The sequence below is a fragment of the Burkholderia sp. IDO3 genome (assembly GCF_003366075.1).
GTDB classification, from domain to species: domain Bacteria; phylum Pseudomonadota; class Gammaproteobacteria; order Burkholderiales; family Burkholderiaceae; genus Burkholderia; species Burkholderia anthina.
The window spans coordinates 1,912,288-1,933,643 of sequence record NZ_CP028963.1 but is presented as its reverse complement, the minus strand read 5'-3'; the positions used below and the strand labels follow the sequence as shown (position 1 = coordinate 1,933,643).

The window sequence follows — 21,356 nt, the reverse complement described above, 5'->3', positions numbered from 1 at the left end:
ACGGGAGTTGAGGGTCAAGCGGAAGATCGCAAATCGGCGCGCGGAGAGCTCCGCGTGCCGTGGGCCCGACACAAAGGGTGTGCGATGCGTTATTGCGGTGACGGCGTCGCGTCGGTTGTGCCCGTGCCGGCCTGGGCGCCGGGGGTGTTGTGATCCGCGTTGCCGGCTGCGTCGGCTTTCCCGGCCTTCGCGGCGTTGCCGGCCGGGTCGACCGGCGGCGTACCCATCGCCTGGTAGAGCCGCGCGGTGTCGGCGAAGCGCGCGCCGGTCGCGCGGATCTCGTCGAGCCGCGCATTGCGGTACTGCAGTTCGCTCGCCCGCGCGGCCGACGGCGGCAACGCGCCGAGCCGCACGCGGGCGGCCGCATCGTCATAGGCGCCGCGCGCGGACAGCGCGGCACGCGACGACGCATCGAGCGCTTGCGCATCGTGTTCGAGCGCGGCGAGCGAATCGGCGACGTTCTGGAACGCGGCCAGCACGGTCTGCTTGTACTGATCGACCGCGGCCTCGTAGGTCGCCTTTGCCGCCCGGCGCTGCGCGAGCAGCGCGCCGCCATGGAACAGCGGCTGGCTCAGCGACGCACCGACATTCCAGATCGCGCCGGCGCCCGACAGCATCGCCGGCCAGCTGAAGCCGCCTTTGCCCAGCGCCGCCGACAGCGACAGTTGCGGGAACATCTGCGCGGTCGCGACGCCGACTTCGGCGGCGGCCGCCTTCAGCCCCGCGTCGGCGGCCTGGACGTCGGGTCGGCTTTGCAGCAGGACCGACGGCACGACCACGGGCACCTGCGCGGGCAGATGCAGGTCGGCGAGCGTGAGATCGGCGGGCGGCTGGTCGGGCGTACGGCCGATCAGTACCGCGAGCGCATGGCGCGCTGCGTCGCGCTGCTGGCGCAGCGCGGGCAGGCTGGCCGCGAACGTATCCGCGCTTTGTTGCGCGTTCAGCGCGTCGCTGCGCGATGCCGAACCGAGCGCATAGCGTCGCTGCGCGTCGTGCGCCTGGTCGTTCGCGAGCGCGACGAGCCGCTCGGTCGTCGCGATCTGCGCGTTGAGCACCGACACCGTGATCGACGCGGTGACGATGTTCGCGGCGAGCGCGCGCCGCGCCGATTCGAGCTGGAACGCGCTGACGTCGACGCGTTTGGCGAGCGCCCGGTTCGCGAAGCGCGACGCGCCGAACAGGTCGATCGTGTAGCTCGCCTGCAGTTGTCCGACGAAGGTGTCGTACAGCAGCGTCGGCGCGCCGAGCGCCGGAATCGGCACGCCCAGCGCGCGCTGGCGCGCGGCCTGGCCGACCGCATCGATCGACGGCAGCATCGAGCTGCCGATCTGCCCGCGCAGCTGTTCGCGCGCGGCATCGAGCGAATGCGACGCCGCGCCGAGCGTCGGGCTGTTGCGCAGCCCTTCGTCGACGAGCGCGTTCAGCGCATCGGAGCGGTACTGCGTCCACCAGTCGGGCACGGGTTGCGCGCCGACCTCGAACTGCTGCGCGACGCCTTGCGCGGCAACCGTCTGCTGCACTTGCGGCGCGGCGCCGTAATGGGCGGGCGACGGCATCGCGGGCGCCTCGCCGCTCGGCGCGAACCATGCGCAGCCGGCGAGCGGGCCGGCGAGGGTCGCGGCCGCGAGCGCCCGCGCGGCCTTCGTTTTCAGGGTCATCGACAGTTCCATGATCAGGCTCCCGACGGCGCGGCAGGCGTGCTGCCGTCGTTGGGCGGGCCGTCGCGCGGATCGCGTTCGTCGCGCTTCACGCGGAACCACGTGGCGTACAGCGCGGGCAGGTAGAACAGCGTCAGCACGGTCGCGCTCGTGATCCCGCCCATCAGCGCGGTGGCCATCGGCCCGAAGAAGTTCGAACGCAGCAGCGGGATCAGCGCGAGCACGGCGGCCGCGGCGGTCAGCGTGATCGGCCGGAAGCGCCGCACGGTCGCGCCGACGATCGCGTCGAAGCGTCCGTGGCCGGCGGCGATGTCCTGCTCGATCTGGTCGACCAGAATCACCGAGTTGCGCATGATGATCCCGAACATCGCGATCACGCCGAGCATCGCGACGAAGCCGAACGGCTGGCCGAACAGCAGCAGCGTGCCGACCACGCCGATCAGGCCGAGCGGCGCGGTGAGCACGACCATCAGCACGCGCGAGAAGCTCTGCAGCTGGATCATCAGCAGCGTGAACACCGCGATCGCCATCAGCGGCATCTGCGCGTTGATCGATGCCTGCGCTTTCGCGCTTTCCTCGACCGACCCGCCGATGTTGATCTGATAGCCGACCGGCAGTTGCGCACGCAACGCATTCAGTTTCGCGTCGATCGCATGCGTGACGTCGATGCCCTGCGCGCCGGCGCGCACGTCGGACTGCACGGTGATGGTCGGCTGGCGGTCGCGCTCCCACACCACGCCGTATTCGAGCGTCGGCGTGAAGCGGCCGAGCGAGCCGAGCGGCACCGGGCCGTTCGGCGTCGGCATCGCGAGGCCCGCGAGCCGGGCCGGGTCGACGCGGTCCGCGCGCGGCGCGCGCAGATCCACCGCGATCAGCTTGTCGCGTTCGCGATACTGCGTGACGGTGGTGCCGGACAGCGTCATCGCGAGGAAGCTCGACACGTCCTGCGACGTGACGTTCAGCTCGCGCGCCTTCTTCTGGTCGAGCTCGAAGCGCACCGAGCGCTCGGCGGGCTCGTCCCAGTCGAACTGCACGTTGACCGCGCGCGCGTCGCCGCGCATCGTCGCCGCCACCTTCTCGGCGATCGCGCGCACCGTCGCGATATCGTCGCCGCTCACGCGGAACTGCACCGGGTAGCCGACGGGCGGCCCGTTCTCGAGCCGCGACAGGCGCCAGCGCACGGCCGGAAACTGGTCGCGCAGCGTGGTTTCGAGCCAGGTCGCGAGTTTTTCGCGATCCTCGACCGATTTCGCGGTGACGACGAACTGCGAGAAGTTCGGCAACTGAAGCTGCTGGTCGAGCGGCAGGTAGAAGCGCGGTGCGCCGCTGCCGACGAAGTTCACCGAATGATCGATCTCGGGCCGCTTGTCGAGCACCTTCTCCAGGCGCGCCGTCTCGCGCAGCGTCGCCGCGAACGACGCGCCTTCGGGCAGCCGCAGGTCGACCAGCAGCTCGGGGCGGTCGGAGCTCGGGAAGAACTGCTGCGGCACGAGCGTGAAGCCCGTCAGCGCGACGACGAAGAGCGCGCCGGTGATCAGCAGCACGACGAAGCGCCGCTCGATGCACCAGTCGATCCAGCCGCGCAGCCGCGTATAGAAGCGCGTGTCGTAGATGTCGTGCTCGTGATCGTCCGGCAGATGCGCTTCGTGCGCGTGCTTCTTGCGCTCGGGCAGCAGGTGATAGCCGAGCAGCGGGATCAGCACGACGGCCGCGAACCACGACGCGATCAGCGCGATCGCCGACACCTCGAAGATCGAGCGCGTGTATTCGCCGGTGCTCGATTTCGCGAGGGCGATCGGCAGGAAGCCCGAGACCGTGACGAGCGTGCCGGTCAGCATCGGAAACGCGGTGCTGGTATAGGCGAACGCGGCGGCGCGGGCGCGGCTGTAGCCCTGCTCGAGCTTCACGGCCATCATCTCGACCGCGATGATCGCATCGTCGACGAGCAGCCCGAGCGCGAGCACCAGCGTGCCGAGCGACACCTTGTGCAGCCCGATGTCGAACAGGTACATGAAGAGCGCGGTGACGGCGAGCACGACCGGAATCGAGATCACCACGACCATCCCGGTGCGCAGCCCGAGCGACACGAGGCTCACGACCAGCACGATCGCCACCGCTTCGGCGACGGCTTCGAGGAAGTCGTCGACCGAATGCGCCACCGCATGCGGCATGCTCGACACCAGCGTCAGCTTCAGGCCGGCCGGCAATTGCGCCTGCAGATCCTTCGATTCGGCGTCGAGCGCCTTGCCGAGCCGGATCACGTCGCCGCCGGGCTGCATCGTCACGCCGATGCCGAGCACCGCATGACCGTTCGCGCGCATCTGCGTGACGGGCGGATCGTCGTAGCCGCGCTTCACGGTGGCCAGGTCGCCGAGCCGGAACGTGCGGCCGTTGATGCGGATCAGCGTGTCGGCGATCGCCGCGACGTTGTCGAACTGGCCGCTCGGCCGCACGAACACGCGATCGTCGGCGGTGGTCAGCACGCCGGCCGACGAGATGTCGTTCTGCGCATTGATCGCCTGTCCGAGCTGCTGCGGCGAGATGCCGAGGCGCGTGAGCTGCGCGTTGTCGGCTTCGATGAAGATGCGCTGGTCGGGGTCGCCGAAGTAGTCGACCTTGCCGACGCCCGGCACGCGCAGCAGCACCGTGCGCAACTGGTCCGCGTAATCGTGAAGCTGCGCGGGCGTGAAGCCGTCGCCTTCGAGCGTCCAGATGTTGGTGTAGACGTCGCCGAACTCGTCGTTGAAGAACGGGCCCTGCACGCCCGGCGGCAGCGTATAGCCGATGTCGCCGACCTTCTTGCGGATCTGGTACCAGGTTTCGGGCACGTCCTTCACGGGCGCGGAATCCTTCATCGTGAAGAAGATCAGCGATTCGCCGGGGCGCGAATAGCTGCGCAGGAAGTCGATGGCCGGCGTTTCCTGCAGCTTGCGGCCGATCCGGTCGGTCACCTGCTCCTGCACCTGCCGCGCACTCGCGCCGGGCCAGAACGTGCGGATCACCATCACGCGGAACGTGAACGGCGGGTCTTCGGATTGCGCGAGGCGGGTGTACGCGAGGATGCCCGCGAGCGTCGCGAGCGCGATCAGGTAGACGACCAGCGCCTGGTGGCGCAGCGCCCACGCCGACAGGTTGAACCGGCCTTCTTCACGGGGGACGCTCATGACGCGAAGTCCTCCGGATGCAGCGGCGCGATCGCGCGCACCTTCTCGCCCGCGCTGACCGTATGCACGCCCTGCAGCACGACGCGCTCGCCCGGCTGCAGCCCGTTCGACACGGTGACGGTGCGCTCGTTGAAGCGCGCGACGTCGACGCGGCGCAGCGCGAGCGTGTCGTCCTTCGCGCGCACGATCCATACGGCCGGATGCGGGCCGTCATGGAACAGCGCGGTCGCGGGCAGCGTGATGGTGGGCGCGTTGCCGGCGGCCGGCGCGCCGTCGAACGCGACATTCGCGGTCATCCCGAGACGGACGGCCGGATCGGGCGCGGCGAGCGTGAGCTTCACGCGATACGTGCGGCTTTGCGGATCGGCGGCCGGTGCGATTTCGCGCACCTTGGCCGCGAACTGGCGGCCCGGCAGCGACGGCAGCGTGACGCTGGCTGCGTGACCGGGCGCGAGCGATGCGAGCGCGGCCTCGGGCACGTCGCTGACGACGTCGACGTCGCCCGACCACGCGAGCTGGTAGACGGCCTGGCCGGCCGACACGTTCTGGCCGGTGTCGGCCTGTTCGGCGGTGATGGTGCCCGCGTGATCGGCGACGAGCGTCGCATAGCGGAGCTGGTTTTTGGCGAGGGCGAGCTGCTGCTGCGCCTGGTCGCGCTGCGCGAGCGCGGACGTGTAGCTGTTCTCGGTCTGCTCGAGCTGCGCGGTCGCGATCAGGTTCTCGCGCGCCTGCGCGCGATCGCGGTCGAGCTGCTGCTTCGCGAACGCGAGGCTGTGCGACGCGGCATCGAGCTGCGCCTGCGCGCTCGCGGCGTTCTTCTCGACGTCGGACGGATCGAGCAGCGCGACAACCTGGCCGGTCTTGACCGTGTCGCCGAGCCGCACCTTGCGCTCGACGATCTTGCCCGCGATGCGGAACGACAGCGGCGTCGCGTAGCGCGGCTGGATCTCGCCGGGCAGCGTGCGCGCGGGCGCCGCATCGTCGGCATGGGCGGGCAGCGCGACGACGGGGCGCGGCGCGGGCGGCGCGGCTTCCTTCGGATGGCAGGCGGCGAGGACGAGCGCGGCGCCGATCAGCAGCGCGGCGCGGGAACCGGAGCGATTCACGAAACCCCCAGATCAGGTGAGAGCGGAACGAAGCCGGCAAGCGCGACGGGCGCTTGCCCCGAGTGGCGCCGGCCTCGGCGCGCACGAATAGAGCCGAACGAGGTCGTTCGGAAACTGTGGCGAATTCTAATACACACCTGTATCCGAGTGCAAAGATGAATCCGAAAGGGAGTTGGTGCTAGACTGCGCGCCATGAGACCACAGCGCTTAACTCGCGAGCAGAGCCGGGACCAGACGCGCGAGCGTCTGCTGACTGCCGCGCACCGGATTTTTATGAAGAAAGGCTATGTCGCGGCGAGCGTCGAGGACATCGCGGCGGCGGCCGGCTACACGCGCGGCGCGTTCTATTCGAATTTCCGCAGCAAGTCGGAACTGCTGCTCGAGTTGCTCGAGCGCGACCACGATTCGGTGCGGGCCGACTTCGAAGCGATCTTCGAGGAAGGCGGCCCGCGCGAGCAGATGGAGTCGATGACGCTCGCGTACTACCGGACGCTCTTTCGCGACGACGAATATTCGCTGCTGTGGGGCGAGGCGAAGCTGCAGGCGGCGCGCGACGCGAAGTTTCGCGTGCGCTTCAACCAGTTCCTGCACGGCAAGCGGCTGCAGATGGCCGAATTCATCCAGCGTTTCGCGGAGCGCGCGGGCACGCCGCTGCTGCTGCCGGCCGAGACGCTCGCATTCGGATTGATGTGCCTGTGCGACGGCGTGCAGTCGTATTACACGGCCGACCCGCAGCACGTGTCGGCGGAGGTGGCCGAATCGGTGCTCGCGGGGTTCTTCGCACGGGTCGTGCTGGGGCGCGCGCCGGACTGAATGTCCAGGCGGGCGGCGCGCGGTGGTGTGGCGGTGGCCGCCCGGGATGCGGGGCGGCAGCGCACGCAACACCGGGTCACGTGCGCCGAGCCCGTCAGCGCTCGCCCGTCATCCGCCGGTACGCGTCGAGCAGCGACGTCTTGTAGACCACGCCCGCGAGCGTCGGCTCGGCTTCGCTTTCGATCACCGGCAGCCGTTCGCCCTGGAACGCCATGAAGCGTTCGAGCGCGCTCGCGAGCGGCATGTCGGGCGTGAGCAGCGGAAACGGCGTATGCGCGTAGTGCGCGGCCGTCTTGTCGGTCGTGTCGCGCTTGTCGAGCAGGTCGGACGTGATGTCCTTCAGCGCGACCGCGCCGCGAAAGCGCCCGGTGTCGTCGGTCACGTACAGATACTTCACCGGATATTCGAGAAACACGCGCGTCATGTCGGCCACGCTCGCGGTGAGCGGCACGACCGTCTGCGCGGGCTGGATCAGCTGGCGCATCTGCGTGGTGCGCAGGCGCACCCGTTCTTCCGCGTCCTGGTGGTGGCGCAGCGTGATCTCGTACATCGACGTCGTGCCCGTCGCACGCGCGACGAAATACGCGAACACGCACGACACCAGCAGCGGCAGCACGACCTGGTAGCTCAGCGTCATCTCGAAGATCATCAGGATCGCCATCAGCGGCGCCTGCGTGGCGCCGGCCATGAACGCGCCCATTCCGACCATCGCATACGCGAAGTACGCGGACGTGTGGCCCGGCCACAGCGCGTTCATCGCGATTCCGAACAGCGAGCCGAACACCGCGCCGACGAACAGCGTCGGCGTGAAGACGCCGCCGACCGCGCCGGAGCCGGCCGTCGCGGCGGTCGCGACGATCTTGAACACCAGCACCGCGACGAGCGCTTGCCAGGTCCACGGCGAATGCAGGATGTGGTTCACGACGCTGTAGCCGTTGCCCCACACGTCCGGAATCCACACCGAGATCACGCCGACGACGAGGCCGCCGATCGCGAGCCGCACCGGCAGCGGCACGGGCAGCCGCTTGAACTGGTTCTTCGACGCATCGAGCAGGTGCAGGAACTGCGGCGCGAGCACGCCGCACAGCGCGCCGAGCACGACGAACAGCAGCACCTCGGGGCCCGTGACGGCGGGGAACACCGGCATCTCGTACGGCGGCCGGTAGCCGGCGAATTCGCGCATCACGATGTTCGCGACGACCGACGCGACGACCATCGGCCCGAAGCTTTCCATCGCGATCGTGCCGAGCACGATTTCGGAAACGAAGAACGCGCCGGCGATCGGCGCGTTGTACGCGGACGTGATGCCGGCCGCGGCGCCGCACGCGACGAGCAGGCGCAGGCGCGGCGGATCGAAGTGCACGAAGCGGCCGACCAGCGACGCGGCGAGCGCCGCGAGCTGCACCATCGGGCCTTCGCGGCCGATCGAGCCGCCGCTGCCGATGGTCAGCAGCGACGACACGCTGCGCCACAGGCTCTGCCGCACCGGCACGATGCCGTCGCCGAGCGCGACGGCTTCCATGTAGTCGGTCTTGCCGGATTGCCTGTCGCCGCGCGTCGCGAGCAGCAGCACGCAGCCGGCGAGGAAGCCGCCCGCGGCCGGCATCCAGAACCGCACGTACCACGGCAGGTTTTTCGCCATCTGCACGAAGCTGCCGCTGTGCCCCGAGATCAGGCGCTGCATCAGGTCGATGCCTTCGCGGAACGCCATCGTGGCGAAGGCGCCGCCGACGCCGACGATGGCCGACCAGATCAGCATCGTATGGGCGTCCGACAGGCGGAACAGCGTTTGAGCGCGAGTGCGCAGCTTCAGCAGGAACGAGAGCACGGCTGAAAGAGAGCGGAAAAGAGGACGAGGGAAACCGTCGCGAAGCATAGCATTGCGCCGCGCCCGCGGGACTTCCCCGTCGGGCGCGGCGCTCGTCGCGGCGTGGGCGTGCGGCTCAGCCAAGCCAGTGCTGTACGGCCAGCGTGATGCCGTAGCCGCCGGCGATCAGCCACACATACAGGATCAGGCCGGTGGTCAGCGCGCGGGGGCCGGCCTCGCGGATCTGCGAGACGCGTGTTTCGATGCCCAGGGCCGTCATCGCCATCGTCAGCGCGAAGGTATCGAGCACGTTCAGCGTATGCGTGACGTCGGCGGGCAGCACGTTCAGCGAGTTGACGATCACGAAGGCGAGGAAGCCGAGCGCGAACCAGGGCACGGCCACCTTGCGCTTGCCTTGCGCGCCGTCGGCGGTTGCCCGTGCGGAGCGGGCGAGCCACCAGCCGAGCGAGAGCAGCACCGGCACCAGCAGCATCACGCGCGTCATCTTGACGATCGTTGCGACGTGCGTGACCTGCGGGCTGATGTCGCTTGCCGCGCCGACCACCTGCGCGACCTCGTGGATCGTGCCGCCGAAGAACAGGCCGAGGCCGGCGGGGTCGAGATCGAGCAGGCCGGCGTGATACGCGAGCGGGTACAGGAACATCGACAGCGTGCCGAACAATACGACGCTACCGACGGCCATCGCGCTCTGGTGCGGCTTCGACTGCAGCGTCGACTCGAACGCGAGCACCGCGGCCGCGCCGCAGATCGCGCTGCCGGCGGCGGTCAGCAGCGCCGCGTCGCGATCGAGCTTCATCACCTTCATGCCGACCCAGGTGCCGATCACGAGCGTACTGACGACCACCAGCACCGACACCGTGAGGCCCGGCAGGCCGACCTGCGCGATTTCCTGCAGGCTCACGCGCAAGCCGAAGAACGCGACCGCGATGCGCAGCAGCTTGCGCGCGGAAAAGTTGACGCCGGCCGCCCAGCTCGCCGGCATGCCGTCGCGCAGCGCGTTGCCGTACAGCGCGCCGGCGATGATCCCGACGATCAGCGGCGACAGGCCGAGCCCGGCGACGGCCGGCAGTTGCGACAGGCTGGTGACGGCGGCGGCGAACAGCGCGACGAACAGCACGCCGTTCAACTGGCCGCGCATCGACGGCGCGGCGTGGCCAAGATGGGGAGTCGGAGCAGTGGACATGGAGGTACCGTATGAAGCATGTTGCGATGTTCTAATCCTAATTTGGTTATATCGATATGAAAAATTGTGATTTGTGACGTAAACTATCCGGAAAGCCGATAATTTATCCCCATGACCCCGGATCAACTGATAACGTTCGCCGCCGTCGCCGAACACCTGAACATCAGCCGTGCCGCTGTCGCGCTGCATCTGTCGCAGCCGGCCGTATCGGGCCAGTTGCGCCTGCTGCAGGACGAGTTCGGCGAGCCGCTGTACCAGCGCGACGGCCGCGGCATCCGGCTGACGCCGGTCGGCGAACAGCTCGCGCAATACGCGAAGGCGCAGCGCGACACGTTCGCGCAGGCGCGCGCGTTTCGCGACGCGGTGCGCGGGCTCGACGCCGGCACGCTGCGCATCGGTGCGAGCACCACACCGGCCAGCTATCTGCTGCCGTACCTGATCGCGGCATTCCAGCCGCGCGCGCCGCGCGTGGCGATCCAGACGATGAGCGGCAATACGGCCGACGTGGTCGCCGCGCTGGCATCGCTCGACATCGCGATGATCGAAGGGCCGCCCGGCGAGACGCTGCCGCCCGGCACCGCCGTGCATGCGTGGCACGAGGACGAGATCGTCGCGATCGTGCCGGCCGGGCATCCGCTCGCCGCGCCCGGGTACGACGCGGGCGTCGCGCTCGACGCGCTCGCCGCGCATCCGCTCGTGTTGCGCGAGGAGGGCTCCGGCGTGCGCCAGCTCGTCGAGCGTGCGTTTGCGCACGGCGGCGCGCCGATGCGCGTCGCGTTCGAGATTTCGGGCGTCGAGGCCGTGAAGGAAGCCGTGCGCGCGGGGATGGGCGTCGGTTTCGTGTCCGCGATGTCGCTGCGCCATCAGGATGCGGCGCTCGTGGCGCGTTCGCTGGCGCCCGAGCCGCTCACGCGCCATTTCTCGATTCTCGTGCCGCACGGCGCCGCGCCATCGCGCGTGGCCGTCCAGTTCCTCGACATGAGCCTCACGCACGACGCCGGATAAGCGGGCCGGGCGCGGCCCGGGAACGCCGGGGGCGCGTCGGCTGGCGCGTACTTGCACGCCGGTCCGGCCTAGGGATTTCCTCTATGGCGCACGCCAAAGGCGAAGCGCACCATCCGTCTCAAGCAAATGGAACCGGTTCCATTTCGGGAAGAAAGGGCGAGAAATGGCAGACATCGTGATCGTGGCGAGTGCATTCGGGATGGACCGCGTGCGCCAGCAGGGCCACCGTGCATTCATCGAGACCGCGGCGGCGTCCGGTGCGACCGGTTTCGAAGTGCGGCGCGAGTTGTTCGCGTCGGACGACGACGCGACGCCGGGCGCGCTGGCCGCGCTCGGCGCGGAACTCGCCGCGCACGGGCTGTGGTCGGTCTACTCGACGCCGGCCACGCTGTATACGGAAACGGGCGCGCTCGATGCCGACGCGTTGCGCGACACGCTCGTGGAAGCCGACGCGCTCGGCGCGCGCTTCGTCAAATTCCAGCTCGGCGGCTTCGCCGGCGACGCGCACGCGGCCGACCTCGTTGCGTTGTCGCGCGGCGCGCGGGCCCGCGTGGTGGTCGAGAACGGCCAGCTGCCGGTGGGCGGCGCGCTCGCGCAGTTCCGCGGGCTGTTCGCCGCGTTGAGCGCCGCGGGCATGCCGGATGCGGTCGGCATGACGTTCGATATCGGCAACTGGCAGTGGCCGGGCGAAGCGCCGCTCGCATGCGCGCAGGTGCTCGCGCCGCATGTGGAATACATTCATTGCAAGGCCGTTGAAGGCGAGGGTGCGCGCCGTTTCGCGGTGGCGCCGGCGCCGGGCGATCCGCTCGTCGCGGGCGTGCTCGCGGCCTTGCCGCAAGCGGTGCCGCGCGGCATCGAGTTTCCGTTCGATGCGGCCGACCTGGTGGGCGATGCCGGCCGGCGCGTCGCGTGGCTCGCCGCCGCGTGACATCGGAAGGACACGGAGGAATTCAGTCATGAAAGCAGCACTCGATGTCGTGACCTACGGCGAAGCGATGGCGATGTTCGTCGCCGCCGAGCCGGGCCACCTCGCGCACGCGGCGCAATTCACGAAGCGGATCGCGGGCGCGGACCTGAACGTGGCGATCGGCCTGTCGCGGCTCGGCTTCCGGGTCGGCTGGATGAGCCGGGTCGGCCGCGATTCGTTCGGCGGCTACGTGCTCGACACGCTGGCGCGCGAAGGCATCGATGCGTCGTGCGTGACCGTCGATCCGCGCTATCCGACCGGCTTCCAGCTGAAGTCGCGCAACGACGACGGCAGCGACCCGGCCGTCGAATATTTCCGCAAGGGCTCCGCCGCGAGCCACCTGTCGTGCGACGACTACGTGGCCGACTACGTGCTCGGCGCGCGTCACCTGCACCTGACGGGTGTCGCGCCGGCGATTTCCGCGACGTCGTGCGAGCTCGCGTTTCGTCTCGCACGCGAGATGCGCGCGGCCGGCAAGACGATTTCGTTCGACCCGAACCTGCGCCCGACGCTGTGGCCGTCCGCCGACGTGATGGCGACGACGCTGAACGCGCTGGCGGCACTCGCCGACTGGGTACTGCCGGGCCTGTCCGAAGGGCGGCAGCTTACCGGGCACGACGCGCCGGCCGACATCGCGGGTTTCTACCTGGCGCAGGGTGCGCGCGGCGTGGTGATCAAGCTGGGCGCCGAAGGCGCGTACTTCCGCACGGCTGACGGCCGCGAGGGCACGGTGACCGGCGAGCGCGTCGCGAACGTGGTCGACACGGTCGGGGCCGGCGACGGCTTCGCGGTCGGTGTGGTCAGCGCGCTGCTGGAAGGCCGCTCCGTGGAGCAGGCCGTCGCGCGCGGCAACCGCATCGGGGCGCTGGCGATCCAGGTGATCGGCGACTCGGAAGGCCTGCCGACCCGTGCGGCACTCGATCGGCTCGAAAACGTCGGCAATTGCGCCGAGCGTTTGCAAGAAACCGCCGCCGCGCAATGAGAGGCCGGGCACGGCACAATCCGCGGACCCAGTTCGTGCTTCGTGCACGGTTTTGCATGAGGCCGGATCCGGCGCCGATGCGCCGATGCCGGTCGATTCCCGAAAGGGTGGGGGGCAGTGCTGAAGCGCCGGCTCCCACCGACCGCCGCAGGGTGAGAGTAGGCGCTGAAGCACCAACTCTCACCAACAGCGGCATGGGGTGGGAGTAAGCGCTGAAGCGCTAACTCCCACCGACATAGGAGACACACTGATGGCAGCCAATCTCGCAGCCCGACGCTGGTGGACGATCATGCCGATCGTCTTCATTACCTACAGCCTCGCTTACCTCGACCGCGCGAACTACGGGTTCGCGGCGGCGGCCGGCATCAACCAGGACCTCGGGATCAGCAAGGGCCTGTCGTCGCTGATCGGCGCGCTGTTCTTCCTCGGCTACTTCTTCTTCCAGATCCCGGGCGCGATCTATGCGGAGCGCCGCAGCGTCAAGAAGCTCGTGTTCGTCAGCCTCGTGCTGTGGGGCGGCTGCGCGGCGCTCACGGGCATCGTCAGCAACATCCCGTCGCTGATGGCGATCCGGTTCGTGCTCGGCGTCGTCGAAGCGGCCGTGATGCCCGCGATGCTGATCTACATCAGCAACTGGTTCACGAAGAACGAGCGCTCGCGCGCGAACACGTTCCTGATCCTCGGCAACCCGGTGACGGTGTTGTGGATGTCGGTCGTGTCCGGTTATCTGGTCCACGAATTCGGCTGGCGCCACATGTTCATCGCCGAAGGCGTGCCGGCCGTGATCTGGGCCGTGTGCTGGTGGTTCCTCGTGCAGGACAAGCCGGCCGAATCGCCGTGGCTCACCGCACAGGAAAAACGCGACCTCGACGCGGCGCTCGCGGCCGAACAGGCGGCGATCAAGCCGATGCGCAACTACGGCGAGGCGTTCCGTTCGCCGGCCGTGATCAAGCTGTGCGCACAGTACTTCTGCTGGAGCATCGGCGTGTACGGCTTCGTGCTGTGGCTGCCGTCGATCGTCAAGAACGGCTCCGCACTGGGGATGGTCGCGACCGGCTGGCTGTCGGCGCTGCCGTATCTCGCGGCGACGATCGCGATGCTCGTCGCATCGTGGGCGTCGGACAAGGTCGGCTCGCGCCGCGGCTTCGTGTGGCCGTTCCTGCTGGTCGGCGCTGCCGCATTCGCTGCGTCGTATGCGCTCGGCTCGTCGCATTTCTGGATCTCGTATGCGCTGCTCGTCGTCGCGGGCGCCGCGATGTATGCCCCGTACGGCCCGTTCTTCGCGATCGTGCCGGAACTGTTGCCGAAGAACGTCGCCGGCGGCGCGATGGCGCTGATCAACAGCATGGGCGCGCTCGGCTCGTTCGTCGGCTCGTATTTCGTCGGCTACCTGAACGGCGCGACCGGGTCGCCGGTCGCATCGTATGCGTTCATGAGCGTCGCGCTCATCGCGGCGGTGATCCTCACGCTGTCCGTCAAACCCCAGGCGCGCGACGAGCACTCGCTCGCGGCGCCGCTGCAAGGAAAATGAAACGATGAAGCCCCGTATCGTCGCGTACAAGCCGCTGCCCGATGACGTTCTCGCGTACCTGCGCGAGCATGCGGAGGTCGTGCAGGCCGACGGCGCCGACGCGCTCGCCCATGCGCTCGGCGACGCGGACGGCGCGATCGGCGCGAGCCTGAAGGTCACGCCCGAAATGCTCGATCGCGCGCCGCGGCTGAAGGCCTGGTCGACGATCTCGGTCGGCTACGACAACTTCGACGTCGACGACCTGACGCGGCGCGGCATCGTGCTCGCGCATACGCCCGACGTGCTGACCGAATCGACCGCCGACACCGTGTTCTCGCTGATCCTCGCGTCCGCGCGGCGCGTGGTCGAACTGGCGGAGTGGGTGAAGGCGGGCCACTGGCAGCGCAGCATCGGCCCCGACCTGTACGGCACCGACGTGCAGGGCAAGACGCTCGGCATCGTCGGGCTCGGGCGGATCGGCGGGGCGGTCGCGCGCCGCGCGGCGCTCGGCTTCCGGATGCAGGTGCTGTATGCGAACCGGTCCGCGCACGCGGAAGCCGAGACGCAGTACGGCGCGCGCCGCGTGACGCTCGACGCCTTGCTCGCGCAGTCGGATTTCGTGTGCCTGCAGGTGCCGCTGTCGCCGCAAACGCATCATATGATCGGCGCGGCCGAATTCGCGAAGATGAAGCGCGGCGCGATCCTGATCAACGCATCGCGCGGGCCGGTGGTCGACGAGGCCGCGCTGATCGACGCGCTGCGCGCGGGCACGATCCGTGGCGCGGGGCTCGACGTGTTCGAGAAGGAGCCGTTGCCGGCCGATTCACCGCTGCTGCAGATGCGCAACGTCGTCGCGCTGCCGCATATCGGCTCGGCGACGCACGAGACGCGCCACGCGATGGCGCGCTGCGCCGCGGAAAACCTGGTCGGCGCGCTGGCCGGCACGCTGCGCACGAATCTTGTCAATCCCGGCGCGCTCGCGCGCGCCTGAGCGCCGACGGCCGGCCGGCGAGGCCGCCGGCCCCGTTAGAGCCGGTAGTATTGGTACCGGAGGGCAGGCTGCGTTATGATCGCCCGCTCGTCGCATCCGCGGCCCGGCCCACCTTGCCGGCGGCGTCCGGCGACGGGCATCCGTGCCAGATCCGGTGCGGCCGGCCGCTGTTCGTTGCAGCAGATGACCGGAGCGGGCGCGAATGCGCCGGCTTCGGTCGATCGCGCGGCATCGGATCGGCATGGGCGCTGAAGCGCCGACGCTGATCGACAGCGGCGCGCGCCGGGTGGCTTTCGTATCCAACAACAAAGTCCGTCCGCACATGAAGCGGCGCGGATCGACCGTCGCGAGGCACGACTTGACCGATTCGCAACTTACCACGCAGCGTCCGGCGACGATCAGCGACGTCGCGCGCGAAGCCGGCACGGGCAAGACCAGCGTTTCTCGCTACCTGAACGGCGAGACGCACGTGCTGTCCGCCGATCTGCGCCAGCGGATCGAGACGGCGATCGCCCGGCTCAACTACCGGCCGAACCAGATGGCGCGCGGGCTCAAGCGCGGTCGCAACCGGCTGCTCGGCATGCTCGCGGCCGACCTGACCAATCCCTACACCGTCGAAGTGCTGCAGGGCGTCGAGGCCGCGTGTCATGCGCTCGGCTACATGCCGCTGATCTGTCACGCGGCGAACGAAGTCGAGATGGAGCGGCGCTTCCTGCAGCTGCTCACGACGTATCGCGTCGAAGGGCTGATCGTCAACGCGCTCGGCGCCGAAGAGGAAGTGCTGCGCCCGCTGCGCGGCGGCGGCATTCCGGCCGTGCTCGTCGACCGGACCGTCGAGGGCTTCGAGGCCGACCTGATCGGCCTCGACAACGCCGATGCGATCGAGACGGCGCTCGCGCACCTGATCGAGCGCGGCTTCGATGCGATCCATTTCGTCGTGCAGCCGTTCGAGCAGGTCAGTTCGCGGCGCGTGCGCGAGGCCGCCTTCCGCGCGGCGCTCGACGCGCGCGGGCTGCCGGTGCCGCCGACGGTCGTACTCGACCTGAACGAACCCGATGCGGCCGCGGCGGCGCTCGCCGACCTCGACGCGCGCATCGACGCCGCGACGCAACGCGGCGTGCGCGCGGCGCTGTTCGCCGCGAACGCGCCGGTCGCGCTCGCGATCGCGCGCCATCTGCGCGCGCGTTTCGGTGCCGCGTGGCAGGCAAAGGCCGCGCTGCTGTCGATCGACGATCCCGAGTGGGCCGAGCTGATCGGCATCACGACGATTCGCCAGCCGACCTACGAAATCGGCTACAAGGCCGTCGAATTCGTGCACGAACGCATCGACGGCGCGGCCGGCGACGTGCGCGTCGCGATGCTGCCCGGCGAGCTGATTGCGCGCGCGTCGACGGCAAGCTGAGTATCATTCGGGGCACGCAGCGCGTCAGGTGCGCTGCCCTGAACAAGGAAATACATGACTGTCGCCCCCGTCACGCTGGCGGTGCTGATCGCCGCCACGCTGATCATCGCGCTGCTGCCGTTCGTTCTCTTCCGTATTTTGCGCAAGCCGCTTGCGCTCGACCGCCGCGACACGATCGTCGGCGTCGCCGTCTTCACGCTGTTCGCGATGATCGTCGAACGCGCTTTCCACGGTCTCGTGCTGAGCCAGACGCCGGCAGGCGGGTGGCTCACGCAGCCGCTGGCGTTCGTCGCATACAGCGCGCTCGCGACCGCCGTATTCGAGGAAGCCGGCCGCTATCTGGGGATGCGTTTCCTGAATCGCCGCTATGGCGCGTCGGCCGGCGACGGTCGCGGCATCGGCTACGGGATCGGCCATGCGGGCGCCGAAGCGTGGTTCGTCGGCGTGCTCGTGTGGGGCCAGTGGTCGTATCTCGCGTGGCTCGCGAGCCGCGGCCAGCTCGAAACGCAGCTCGCGGACCTGCCGGGCGATACCGTCGTGCGGTTGCACGTGATGCTGGCGACGCTGTCGGTGCCGTCGATCCTGTTGTTGCTGCTCGAACGCTGCTCGGGCTTCGTGATACAGCTCGCGCTGTCGGTGCTGGTGTGGCGCGGCGTGCGTGCCGGCCGCGCAGGCGTGCTGCCGCTCGCGATCGTGCTGCATGCGCTCGCGCTCGCGCCGACGCTGCTTTACCAGGTCCGTGTGCTGCCGGCCGGATGGCTCGAAGCCGCGTATTTCGTGCTGACCGCGATCCTGGTCGTCGTGCTGGTGAAAACGTGCCGGCCGCGGCGTGCGGCGGCCTGACGGGAGAGCGGGAATGGACGACTATCTGATCGAATGCCGGAGCGCTGAATTCGACGCGCTCGCGCGCGTGATCTGCGATCTCTTTCCGGAGCAGACGCGTTTTACCGAAAGCAGCGACGCGCGCGGGCGGTTCCTGTCCGTGCACTGGCTCGCGATGCGTTTCGGCGCGACGCCGAAGCGGATGACGCTCGATATCCGTATCGTGCCGGCCGCGCTCGCGCGCTATCTGGCGCTTCGGCCGATGCAGCGCGCGCGCAGCCATGCGGTGCTGCATGCGTATACGGAAGCGATGCTGGGTTCGCTCGAGGAGCGGCATGCGGCCGGCCAGGCCATCGAGCGCGACGCGGAACTCGAACTCGACGAAGATTTCGCGTAAGCGCCGGCGCAATGCCGGCGCGGCCGGTTACGCGTCGTGGTAGACCTGCGCGAAGCGCTGTGCCTGCACGACGCCGTAGTCGCCGGGCGCATATTGCATCACCCAGTCGCCGGCGATGCCGCGCAGCGTGTCGCCGTTTTCCGAGCGGGCAATCGTAAACGGCTCGTCCATCCGGCGGGCGAGCACGACGGTCGGCCGGTTCCGGTACGCGCCCGGCGTGCCGTGCACGAGCGCGGAGTCGGCGGGCAGGTACTTGGCATCGAAGCGCGCGCGCGACACGACCCAGCGATCGCCGGTCGAACCGGTGATCAGCGCGTCGCCCGCGACGTAGCGGTTCGGGCCTTCGAGGCTCATCAGTTCGCCGTCGGCATCCGCGAAGGCGACCGCGACGGTTTCGTCCTTGACGACGCGACGGGCCTGCGGATCGGTACGCAGATCGAGGTGCTTGAGTTCGAGCATGGCGGGGAAGTGCGGGAAAAGCCGGCAGCTTATCCCGAAATCGGCGCGCCGTGTGACGCGCCGACTGCCTGCGGGACGCGCGGCGCCGTTCGGCCCGGACGGGCAGCGCGGCGCCGGCAATGCGGAGATCAGGGCTGGGCGGGAGCGCTTGCGGCGGGCGCGGCGGCTGCCTTGCCTTCCTTGCTCCTGGCCTTGCCCTTGCCGCGGTGTTCGCCGCCGTGGTGCAGCCAGTTGCGGAACGTCGTGTCGGCCAGCGCCTTCTGTTCGGCCGGGAAGCTCTCGTAGAGCGGCGCGAAGGCGTCGGCGAGCTTCTTCGCGCCGTCCGCGTTCGCCTGCGCGAGTTCCGCGTACTGCTTCACGTCGTCGACTGCCGACACGTTGTGGTTCTCGATCCGCGCGCGATAGAGGCGGCCCATCGTTTCGCCGTTCTCGCGCATCGCGTCGGCGAACGTCTTCCACTGCGGTTCCTGCGCCGACGTGATCTTCAACTGGTCGTGCAGATACTTGATGCGCTGCTCGATGCGCGCTTCACGGTGCGCCGCACGCTGCTCGGCGCTCGGTGCCGACGCGGCCGTCGGCGTGGCCGCGGCCGGAGCGGGCTGCGATTGCGGTTGGGTCTGCGCGAATGCACTGGCCGCAACGACGAGCGTAGCGAGGGTGAGCGAGATTTTCTTCATGGTTGGCTCTCCGGGGTGGTGTCGTGCGAGTGGGCGCGGCGGCAACTGCCGCGAGCGCGCATCTCGCGTCGCCGCTATTAGTAGCACGTTGTGCACGACACGGCAGCGAAAGCGACACTTGCTTACAACCGATACGAATAGAAATTGAAAGGGACATAGCGGGTGGACGCGGTGTCGGGCACGTTCGGGCGACGACGGCAGCGCTCGATCGGCGCGCGATCGATGCGTGCGAAACAGGCCGCGCGATGTCCCGGTGCGATCGTTGCCACGATGCACGATCCCGGTTGGGCGGCCCGGCGTTCGGCGCTATCATCGCGTCACGTTCCATTTCGCCGGTGCGCTGCACGCCGGCCCAGCCTCATGCGTCCACCCCGCCTCGACCAACTCGACGACCTCGACCGGCAACTCGTTGCGCTGCTGCAAGCGGATGCGCGCGCAAGCGTCGCCGATCTCGCGCGGCAGCTCGACGTCGCGCGCACGACCGTCGTCGCACGCATCGCGCGGCTCGAGCGGACGAACGTGATTGCCGGATACAGCGTGAGGCTCGGACAGGATGTGCTCGATGCGAGCATTTACGCGTACGTCGGCATCATCCTCACGCCGAAGTTCGGCAAGGACGTGCTGCGCAGGCTCGACCGGATGCCCGAGGTGCAGTTGCTGTGCGCGGTGAGCGGCGAGTACGACTATGTCGCCTGGCTGCGCGCCGATTCGCCGGAGCGCCTCAACGATCTGCTCGACCAGATCGGCACGCTCGAGGGCGTCGAGCGCACGACGACGTCGATCATTCTGTCGCGCAAGATCGATCGCGGCACGATCGGCGGGTAATGCGTCGCGTGCGGCGTCGCGCGTGACGTCGCAGCGCGATCGTTGCGCAGGCCTTCCTCCTTTATCTTTCATTGACGCTCGCCGTTTGCGCTTGCCGCAGGGCGGCGCGTTGGCGTGCGCATCGTCACGCCGGCGTCGTTGCGTCGACTGCTGCCGGTGCCGGCGCGAGCAACGGCTCATGCGCCTTCCTGCATTCCGCCTCGATCCCGTTTGAGTTCGTTCTTTCCGAGCGCCCGGACGCCGCTTGCGCGGCCCGTTGCAGCCGGCGATTGATACGATTTTCAGACGGTTTGGTCGTTACGACGAAAAGTGTCGTCATTCCGTCGAATCCATCGGTCGTTTCGCATCATTCTTCGTCTTGGAACTGATTTTGCGCGTCCCTAAACTGTGTTCATGGCTCGACGCCGTACACAAACACCAAACCCATCATCAGGAGATAAGCGCATGAAAATCGCCATCGTCGGCGCAGGTCTGATCGGCCACACCATTGCTCACATGCTGCGTGAAACGGGCGACTACGAAGTCGTCGCGTTCGACCGCGACGCCGATGCGCTCGCGAAGCTGTCGCGCGAAGGGATCGCGACGCAGCGTGTCGATTCGGCCGACGCCAATGCGATCCGTGAAGCCGTGAAGGGCTTCGATGCGCTCGTCAACGCGCTGCCGTACTACCTCGCGGTCAACGTCGCGGCCGCTGCGAAGGCTGCCGGCGTTCACTACTTCGACCTGACCGAAGACGTGCGCGCGACCCACGCGATTCGCGAACTCGCCGACGGTTCGGACCGTGCATTCATGCCGCAGTGCGGCCTCGCACCGGGCTTCATCGGCATCGCCGCACACGAGCTCGTAAACGGCTTCAGCGAAGTGCGCGACGTGAAGATGCGCGTCGGCGCGCTGCCCGAGTATCCGACCAATGCGCTGAAGTACAACCTGACGTGGAGCGTCGACGGTCTGATCAACGAATACTGCCAGCCGTGCGAAGCGATCCGCGACGGCCGCAAGCAGTGGGTGCAGCCGCTCGAAGGCCTCGAGCACTTCTCGCTGGACGGCACCGAATACGAAGCGTTCAATACGTCGGGCGGCCTGGGCACGCTGTGCGAGACGCTGTCGGGCAAGGTCGAGACGCTCGACTATAAGTCGGTGCGCTATCCGGGCCACCGCGAACTCGTGCAGTTCCTGCTCGAAGACCTGCGCCTGTCGAGCGACCGCGACACGCTGAAGTCGATCATGCGCCGTGCCGTGCCGTCGACGAAGCAGGACGTCGTGCTCGTGTTCGTCACGGTGACGGGCGTGAAGGACGGCCAGCTCGTGCAGGACGTGTTCACCCGCAAGATCTTCGCGAAGGACGTGTGCGGGATGCACATGAGCGCGATCCAGATCACGACGGCCGGCGCGATGTGTGCGGTGCTGGACCTGTTCCGCGAAAAGAAGTTGCCGCAGAGCGGTTTCATCCCGCAGGAAAAAGTGTCGCTGAAGGCGTTCCTCGCGAACCGCTTCGGCAAGCTGTACGAAGGCGGCACGATGGAGCGCGTGCACGAAGTCGCCTGACGACGGATCGATGGCACGAGGG

At 68.7% G+C, this 21,356-nt stretch carries 19 protein-coding genes; 11 read left to right on the top strand and 8 right to left on the bottom strand.

The window, feature by feature from the left end; all coding sequences use genetic code 11:
• Positions 1-89 precede the first annotated feature (89 nt).
• The 3 genes from DCN14_RS23590 to DCN14_RS23580 are packed head-to-tail and all read right to left on the bottom strand — an operon-like array spanning position 90 to position 5,928.
• Positions 90-1,670, bottom strand: coding sequence for an efflux transporter outer membrane subunit (locus DCN14_RS23590; RefSeq protein WP_096505197.1), 1,581 nt, complete (start codon positions 1,668-1,670; stop codon positions 90-92).
• A gap of 2 nt (positions 1,671-1,672) precedes the next feature.
• On the bottom strand, positions 1,673-4,822 hold the full coding sequence (locus tag DCN14_RS23585; protein ID WP_096505199.1) for an efflux RND transporter permease subunit: 3,150 nt from the start codon (positions 4,820-4,822) through the stop codon (positions 1,673-1,675).
• Positions 4,819-5,928, bottom strand: a complete 1,110-nt coding sequence (locus tag DCN14_RS23580; RefSeq protein WP_096505201.1) for an efflux RND transporter periplasmic adaptor subunit — start codon at positions 5,926-5,928, stop codon at positions 4,819-4,821. Before DCN14_RS23580 ends, DCN14_RS23585 begins: the two co-directional genes overlap by 4 nt.
• 192 nt (positions 5,929-6,120) lie before the next feature.
• Between DCN14_RS23580 and DCN14_RS23575 the strand changes: the two genes are divergently transcribed.
• The gene (locus DCN14_RS23575; protein ID WP_096505203.1) at positions 6,121-6,741 is read left to right on the top strand and encodes a TetR/AcrR family transcriptional regulator; all 621 of its coding nucleotides are present in this window, start codon (positions 6,121-6,123) and stop codon (positions 6,739-6,741) included.
• A gap of 94 nt (positions 6,742-6,835) precedes the next feature.
• Here DCN14_RS23575 and DCN14_RS23570 read toward each other — a convergent pair whose 3' ends face one another.
• Together DCN14_RS23570 and DCN14_RS23560 are read right to left on the bottom strand one after the other, a co-directional pair.
• Positions 6,836-8,569, bottom strand: coding sequence for a ClcB-like voltage-gated chloride channel protein (locus tag DCN14_RS23570; RefSeq protein ID WP_203368169.1), 1,734 nt, complete (start codon positions 8,567-8,569; stop codon positions 6,836-6,838).
• Between the two features lie 115 nt (positions 8,570-8,684).
• Positions 8,685-9,752: a YeiH family protein gene (locus DCN14_RS23560; protein WP_096505209.1), complete on the bottom strand. Its 1,068-nt coding sequence runs from the start codon at positions 9,750-9,752 to the stop codon at positions 8,685-8,687.
• 111 nt (positions 9,753-9,863) lie between these two features.
• Here DCN14_RS23560 and DCN14_RS23555 point away from each other — a divergent pair, with 111 nt between their 5' ends.
• The 8 genes from DCN14_RS23555 (at position 9,864) to DCN14_RS23520 (ending at position 17,828) form a co-directional block, all read left to right on the top strand.
• Complete coding sequence (locus DCN14_RS23555) at positions 9,864-10,757, top strand: LysR family transcriptional regulator (RefSeq protein ID WP_096505211.1); 894 nt, start codon at positions 9,864-9,866, stop codon at positions 10,755-10,757.
• A gap of 163 nt (positions 10,758-10,920) precedes the next feature.
• Positions 10,921-11,685: a TIM barrel protein gene (locus DCN14_RS23550; protein ID WP_096505213.1), complete on the top strand. Its 765-nt coding sequence runs from the start codon at positions 10,921-10,923 to the stop codon at positions 11,683-11,685.
• A 28-nt stretch (positions 11,686-11,713) separates the two neighbouring features.
• The gene (locus DCN14_RS23545) at positions 11,714-12,706 is read left to right on the top strand and encodes a sugar kinase (RefSeq protein WP_096505215.1); all 993 of its coding nucleotides are present in this window, start codon (positions 11,714-11,716) and stop codon (positions 12,704-12,706) included.
• Between the two features lie 250 nt (positions 12,707-12,956).
• Positions 12,957-14,237, top strand: coding sequence for an MFS transporter (locus DCN14_RS23540; protein ID WP_096505217.1), 1,281 nt, complete (start codon positions 12,957-12,959; stop codon positions 14,235-14,237).
• 4 nt (positions 14,238-14,241) lie between these two features.
• Positions 14,242-15,207, top strand: a complete 966-nt coding sequence (locus tag DCN14_RS23535; protein ID WP_096505219.1) for an NAD(P)-dependent oxidoreductase — start codon at positions 14,242-14,244, stop codon at positions 15,205-15,207.
• Positions 15,208-15,565: 358 nt separating this feature from the next.
• Positions 15,566-16,609, top strand: coding sequence for a LacI family DNA-binding transcriptional regulator (locus tag DCN14_RS23530; protein ID WP_096505450.1), 1,044 nt, complete (start codon positions 15,566-15,568; stop codon positions 16,607-16,609).
• A gap of 54 nt (positions 16,610-16,663) precedes the next feature.
• The gene (locus DCN14_RS23525) at positions 16,664-17,452 is read left to right on the top strand and encodes a YhfC family glutamic-type intramembrane protease (RefSeq protein WP_096505221.1); all 789 of its coding nucleotides are present in this window, start codon (positions 16,664-16,666) and stop codon (positions 17,450-17,452) included.
• Between the two features lie 13 nt (positions 17,453-17,465).
• Entirely contained in the window at positions 17,466-17,828 is a 363-nt protein-coding gene (locus tag DCN14_RS23520) for a DUF3022 domain-containing protein (protein WP_096505223.1), read from the top strand.
• Between the two features lie 27 nt (positions 17,829-17,855).
• On the opposite strand, the gene DCN14_RS23515 is transcribed toward DCN14_RS23520, so the two are convergent.
• Both DCN14_RS23515 and DCN14_RS23510 read right to left on the bottom strand, forming a co-directional pair.
• Positions 17,856-18,287, bottom strand: a complete 432-nt coding sequence (locus tag DCN14_RS23515) for a PGDYG domain-containing protein (protein ID WP_096505225.1) — start codon at positions 18,285-18,287, stop codon at positions 17,856-17,858.
• A 128-nt stretch (positions 18,288-18,415) separates the two neighbouring features.
• The gene (locus tag DCN14_RS23510; protein ID WP_096505227.1) at positions 18,416-18,964 is read right to left on the bottom strand and encodes a Spy/CpxP family protein refolding chaperone; all 549 of its coding nucleotides are present in this window, start codon (positions 18,962-18,964) and stop codon (positions 18,416-18,418) included.
• Positions 18,965-19,324: 360 nt separating this feature from the next.
• On the opposite strand from DCN14_RS23510, the gene DCN14_RS23505 reads away from it, so the two are divergent.
• Positions 19,325-19,789, top strand: coding sequence for an Lrp/AsnC family transcriptional regulator (locus DCN14_RS23505; RefSeq protein WP_006755043.1), 465 nt, complete (start codon positions 19,325-19,327; stop codon positions 19,787-19,789).
• 124 nt (positions 19,790-19,913) lie between these two features.
• Here the strand turns inward: DCN14_RS23505 and DCN14_RS38090 are convergent, their stop codons facing one another.
• Positions 19,914-20,108 carry a hypothetical protein gene (locus tag DCN14_RS38090; RefSeq protein ID WP_143331681.1) on the bottom strand — a complete coding sequence of 65 codons (195 nt, stop codon included), beginning with the start codon at positions 20,106-20,108 and terminating at the stop codon, positions 19,914-19,916.
• A 125-nt stretch (positions 20,109-20,233) separates the two neighbouring features.
• Here DCN14_RS38090 and DCN14_RS23500 point away from each other — a divergent pair, with 125 nt between their 5' ends.
• A complete protein-coding gene (locus DCN14_RS23500; RefSeq protein WP_040144221.1) occupies positions 20,234-21,334 on the top strand; it encodes a saccharopine dehydrogenase C-terminal domain-containing protein in 1,101 nt (366 codons plus the stop codon).
• Positions 21,335-21,356 lie beyond the last annotated feature (22 nt).

Coding starts and splice junctions, on each gene's coding strand:
- DCN14_RS23540 (WP_096505217.1), top strand. CDS start 12,957: ATGGCAGCCAATCTCGCAGCCCGACGCTGGTGGACGATCATGCCGATC.
- DCN14_RS23555 (WP_096505211.1), top strand. CDS start 9,864: ATGACCCCGGATCAACTGATAACGTTCGCCGCCGTCGCCGAACACCTG.
- DCN14_RS23520 (WP_096505223.1), top strand. CDS start 17,466: ATGGACGACTATCTGATCGAATGCCGGAGCGCTGAATTCGACGCGCTC.
- DCN14_RS23575 (WP_096505203.1), top strand. CDS start 6,121: ATGAGACCACAGCGCTTAACTCGCGAGCAGAGCCGGGACCAGACGCGC.
- DCN14_RS23585 (WP_096505199.1), bottom strand. CDS start 4,822: ATGAGCGTCCCCCGTGAAGAAGGCCGGTTCAACCTGTCGGCGTGGGCG.
- DCN14_RS23535 (WP_096505219.1), top strand. CDS start 14,242: ATGAAGCCCCGTATCGTCGCGTACAAGCCGCTGCCCGATGACGTTCTC.
- DCN14_RS23525 (WP_096505221.1), top strand. CDS start 16,664: ATGACTGTCGCCCCCGTCACGCTGGCGGTGCTGATCGCCGCCACGCTG.
- DCN14_RS23560 (WP_096505209.1), bottom strand. CDS start 9,752: ATGTCCACTGCTCCGACTCCCCATCTTGGCCACGCCGCGCCGTCGATG.
- DCN14_RS23505 (WP_006755043.1), top strand. CDS start 19,325: ATGCGTCCACCCCGCCTCGACCAACTCGACGACCTCGACCGGCAACTC.
- DCN14_RS23590 (WP_096505197.1), bottom strand. CDS start 1,670: ATGGAACTGTCGATGACCCTGAAAACGAAGGCCGCGCGGGCGCTCGCG.
- DCN14_RS38090 (WP_143331681.1), bottom strand. CDS start 20,108: ATGACGACACTTTTCGTCGTAACGACCAAACCGTCTGAAAATCGTATC.
- DCN14_RS23500 (WP_040144221.1), top strand. CDS start 20,234: ATGAAAATCGCCATCGTCGGCGCAGGTCTGATCGGCCACACCATTGCT.
- DCN14_RS23550 (WP_096505213.1), top strand. CDS start 10,921: ATGGCAGACATCGTGATCGTGGCGAGTGCATTCGGGATGGACCGCGTG.
- DCN14_RS23545 (WP_096505215.1), top strand. CDS start 11,714: ATGAAAGCAGCACTCGATGTCGTGACCTACGGCGAAGCGATGGCGATG.
- DCN14_RS23515 (WP_096505225.1), bottom strand. CDS start 18,287: ATGCTCGAACTCAAGCACCTCGATCTGCGTACCGATCCGCAGGCCCGT.
- DCN14_RS23510 (WP_096505227.1), bottom strand. CDS start 18,964: ATGAAGAAAATCTCGCTCACCCTCGCTACGCTCGTCGTTGCGGCCAGT.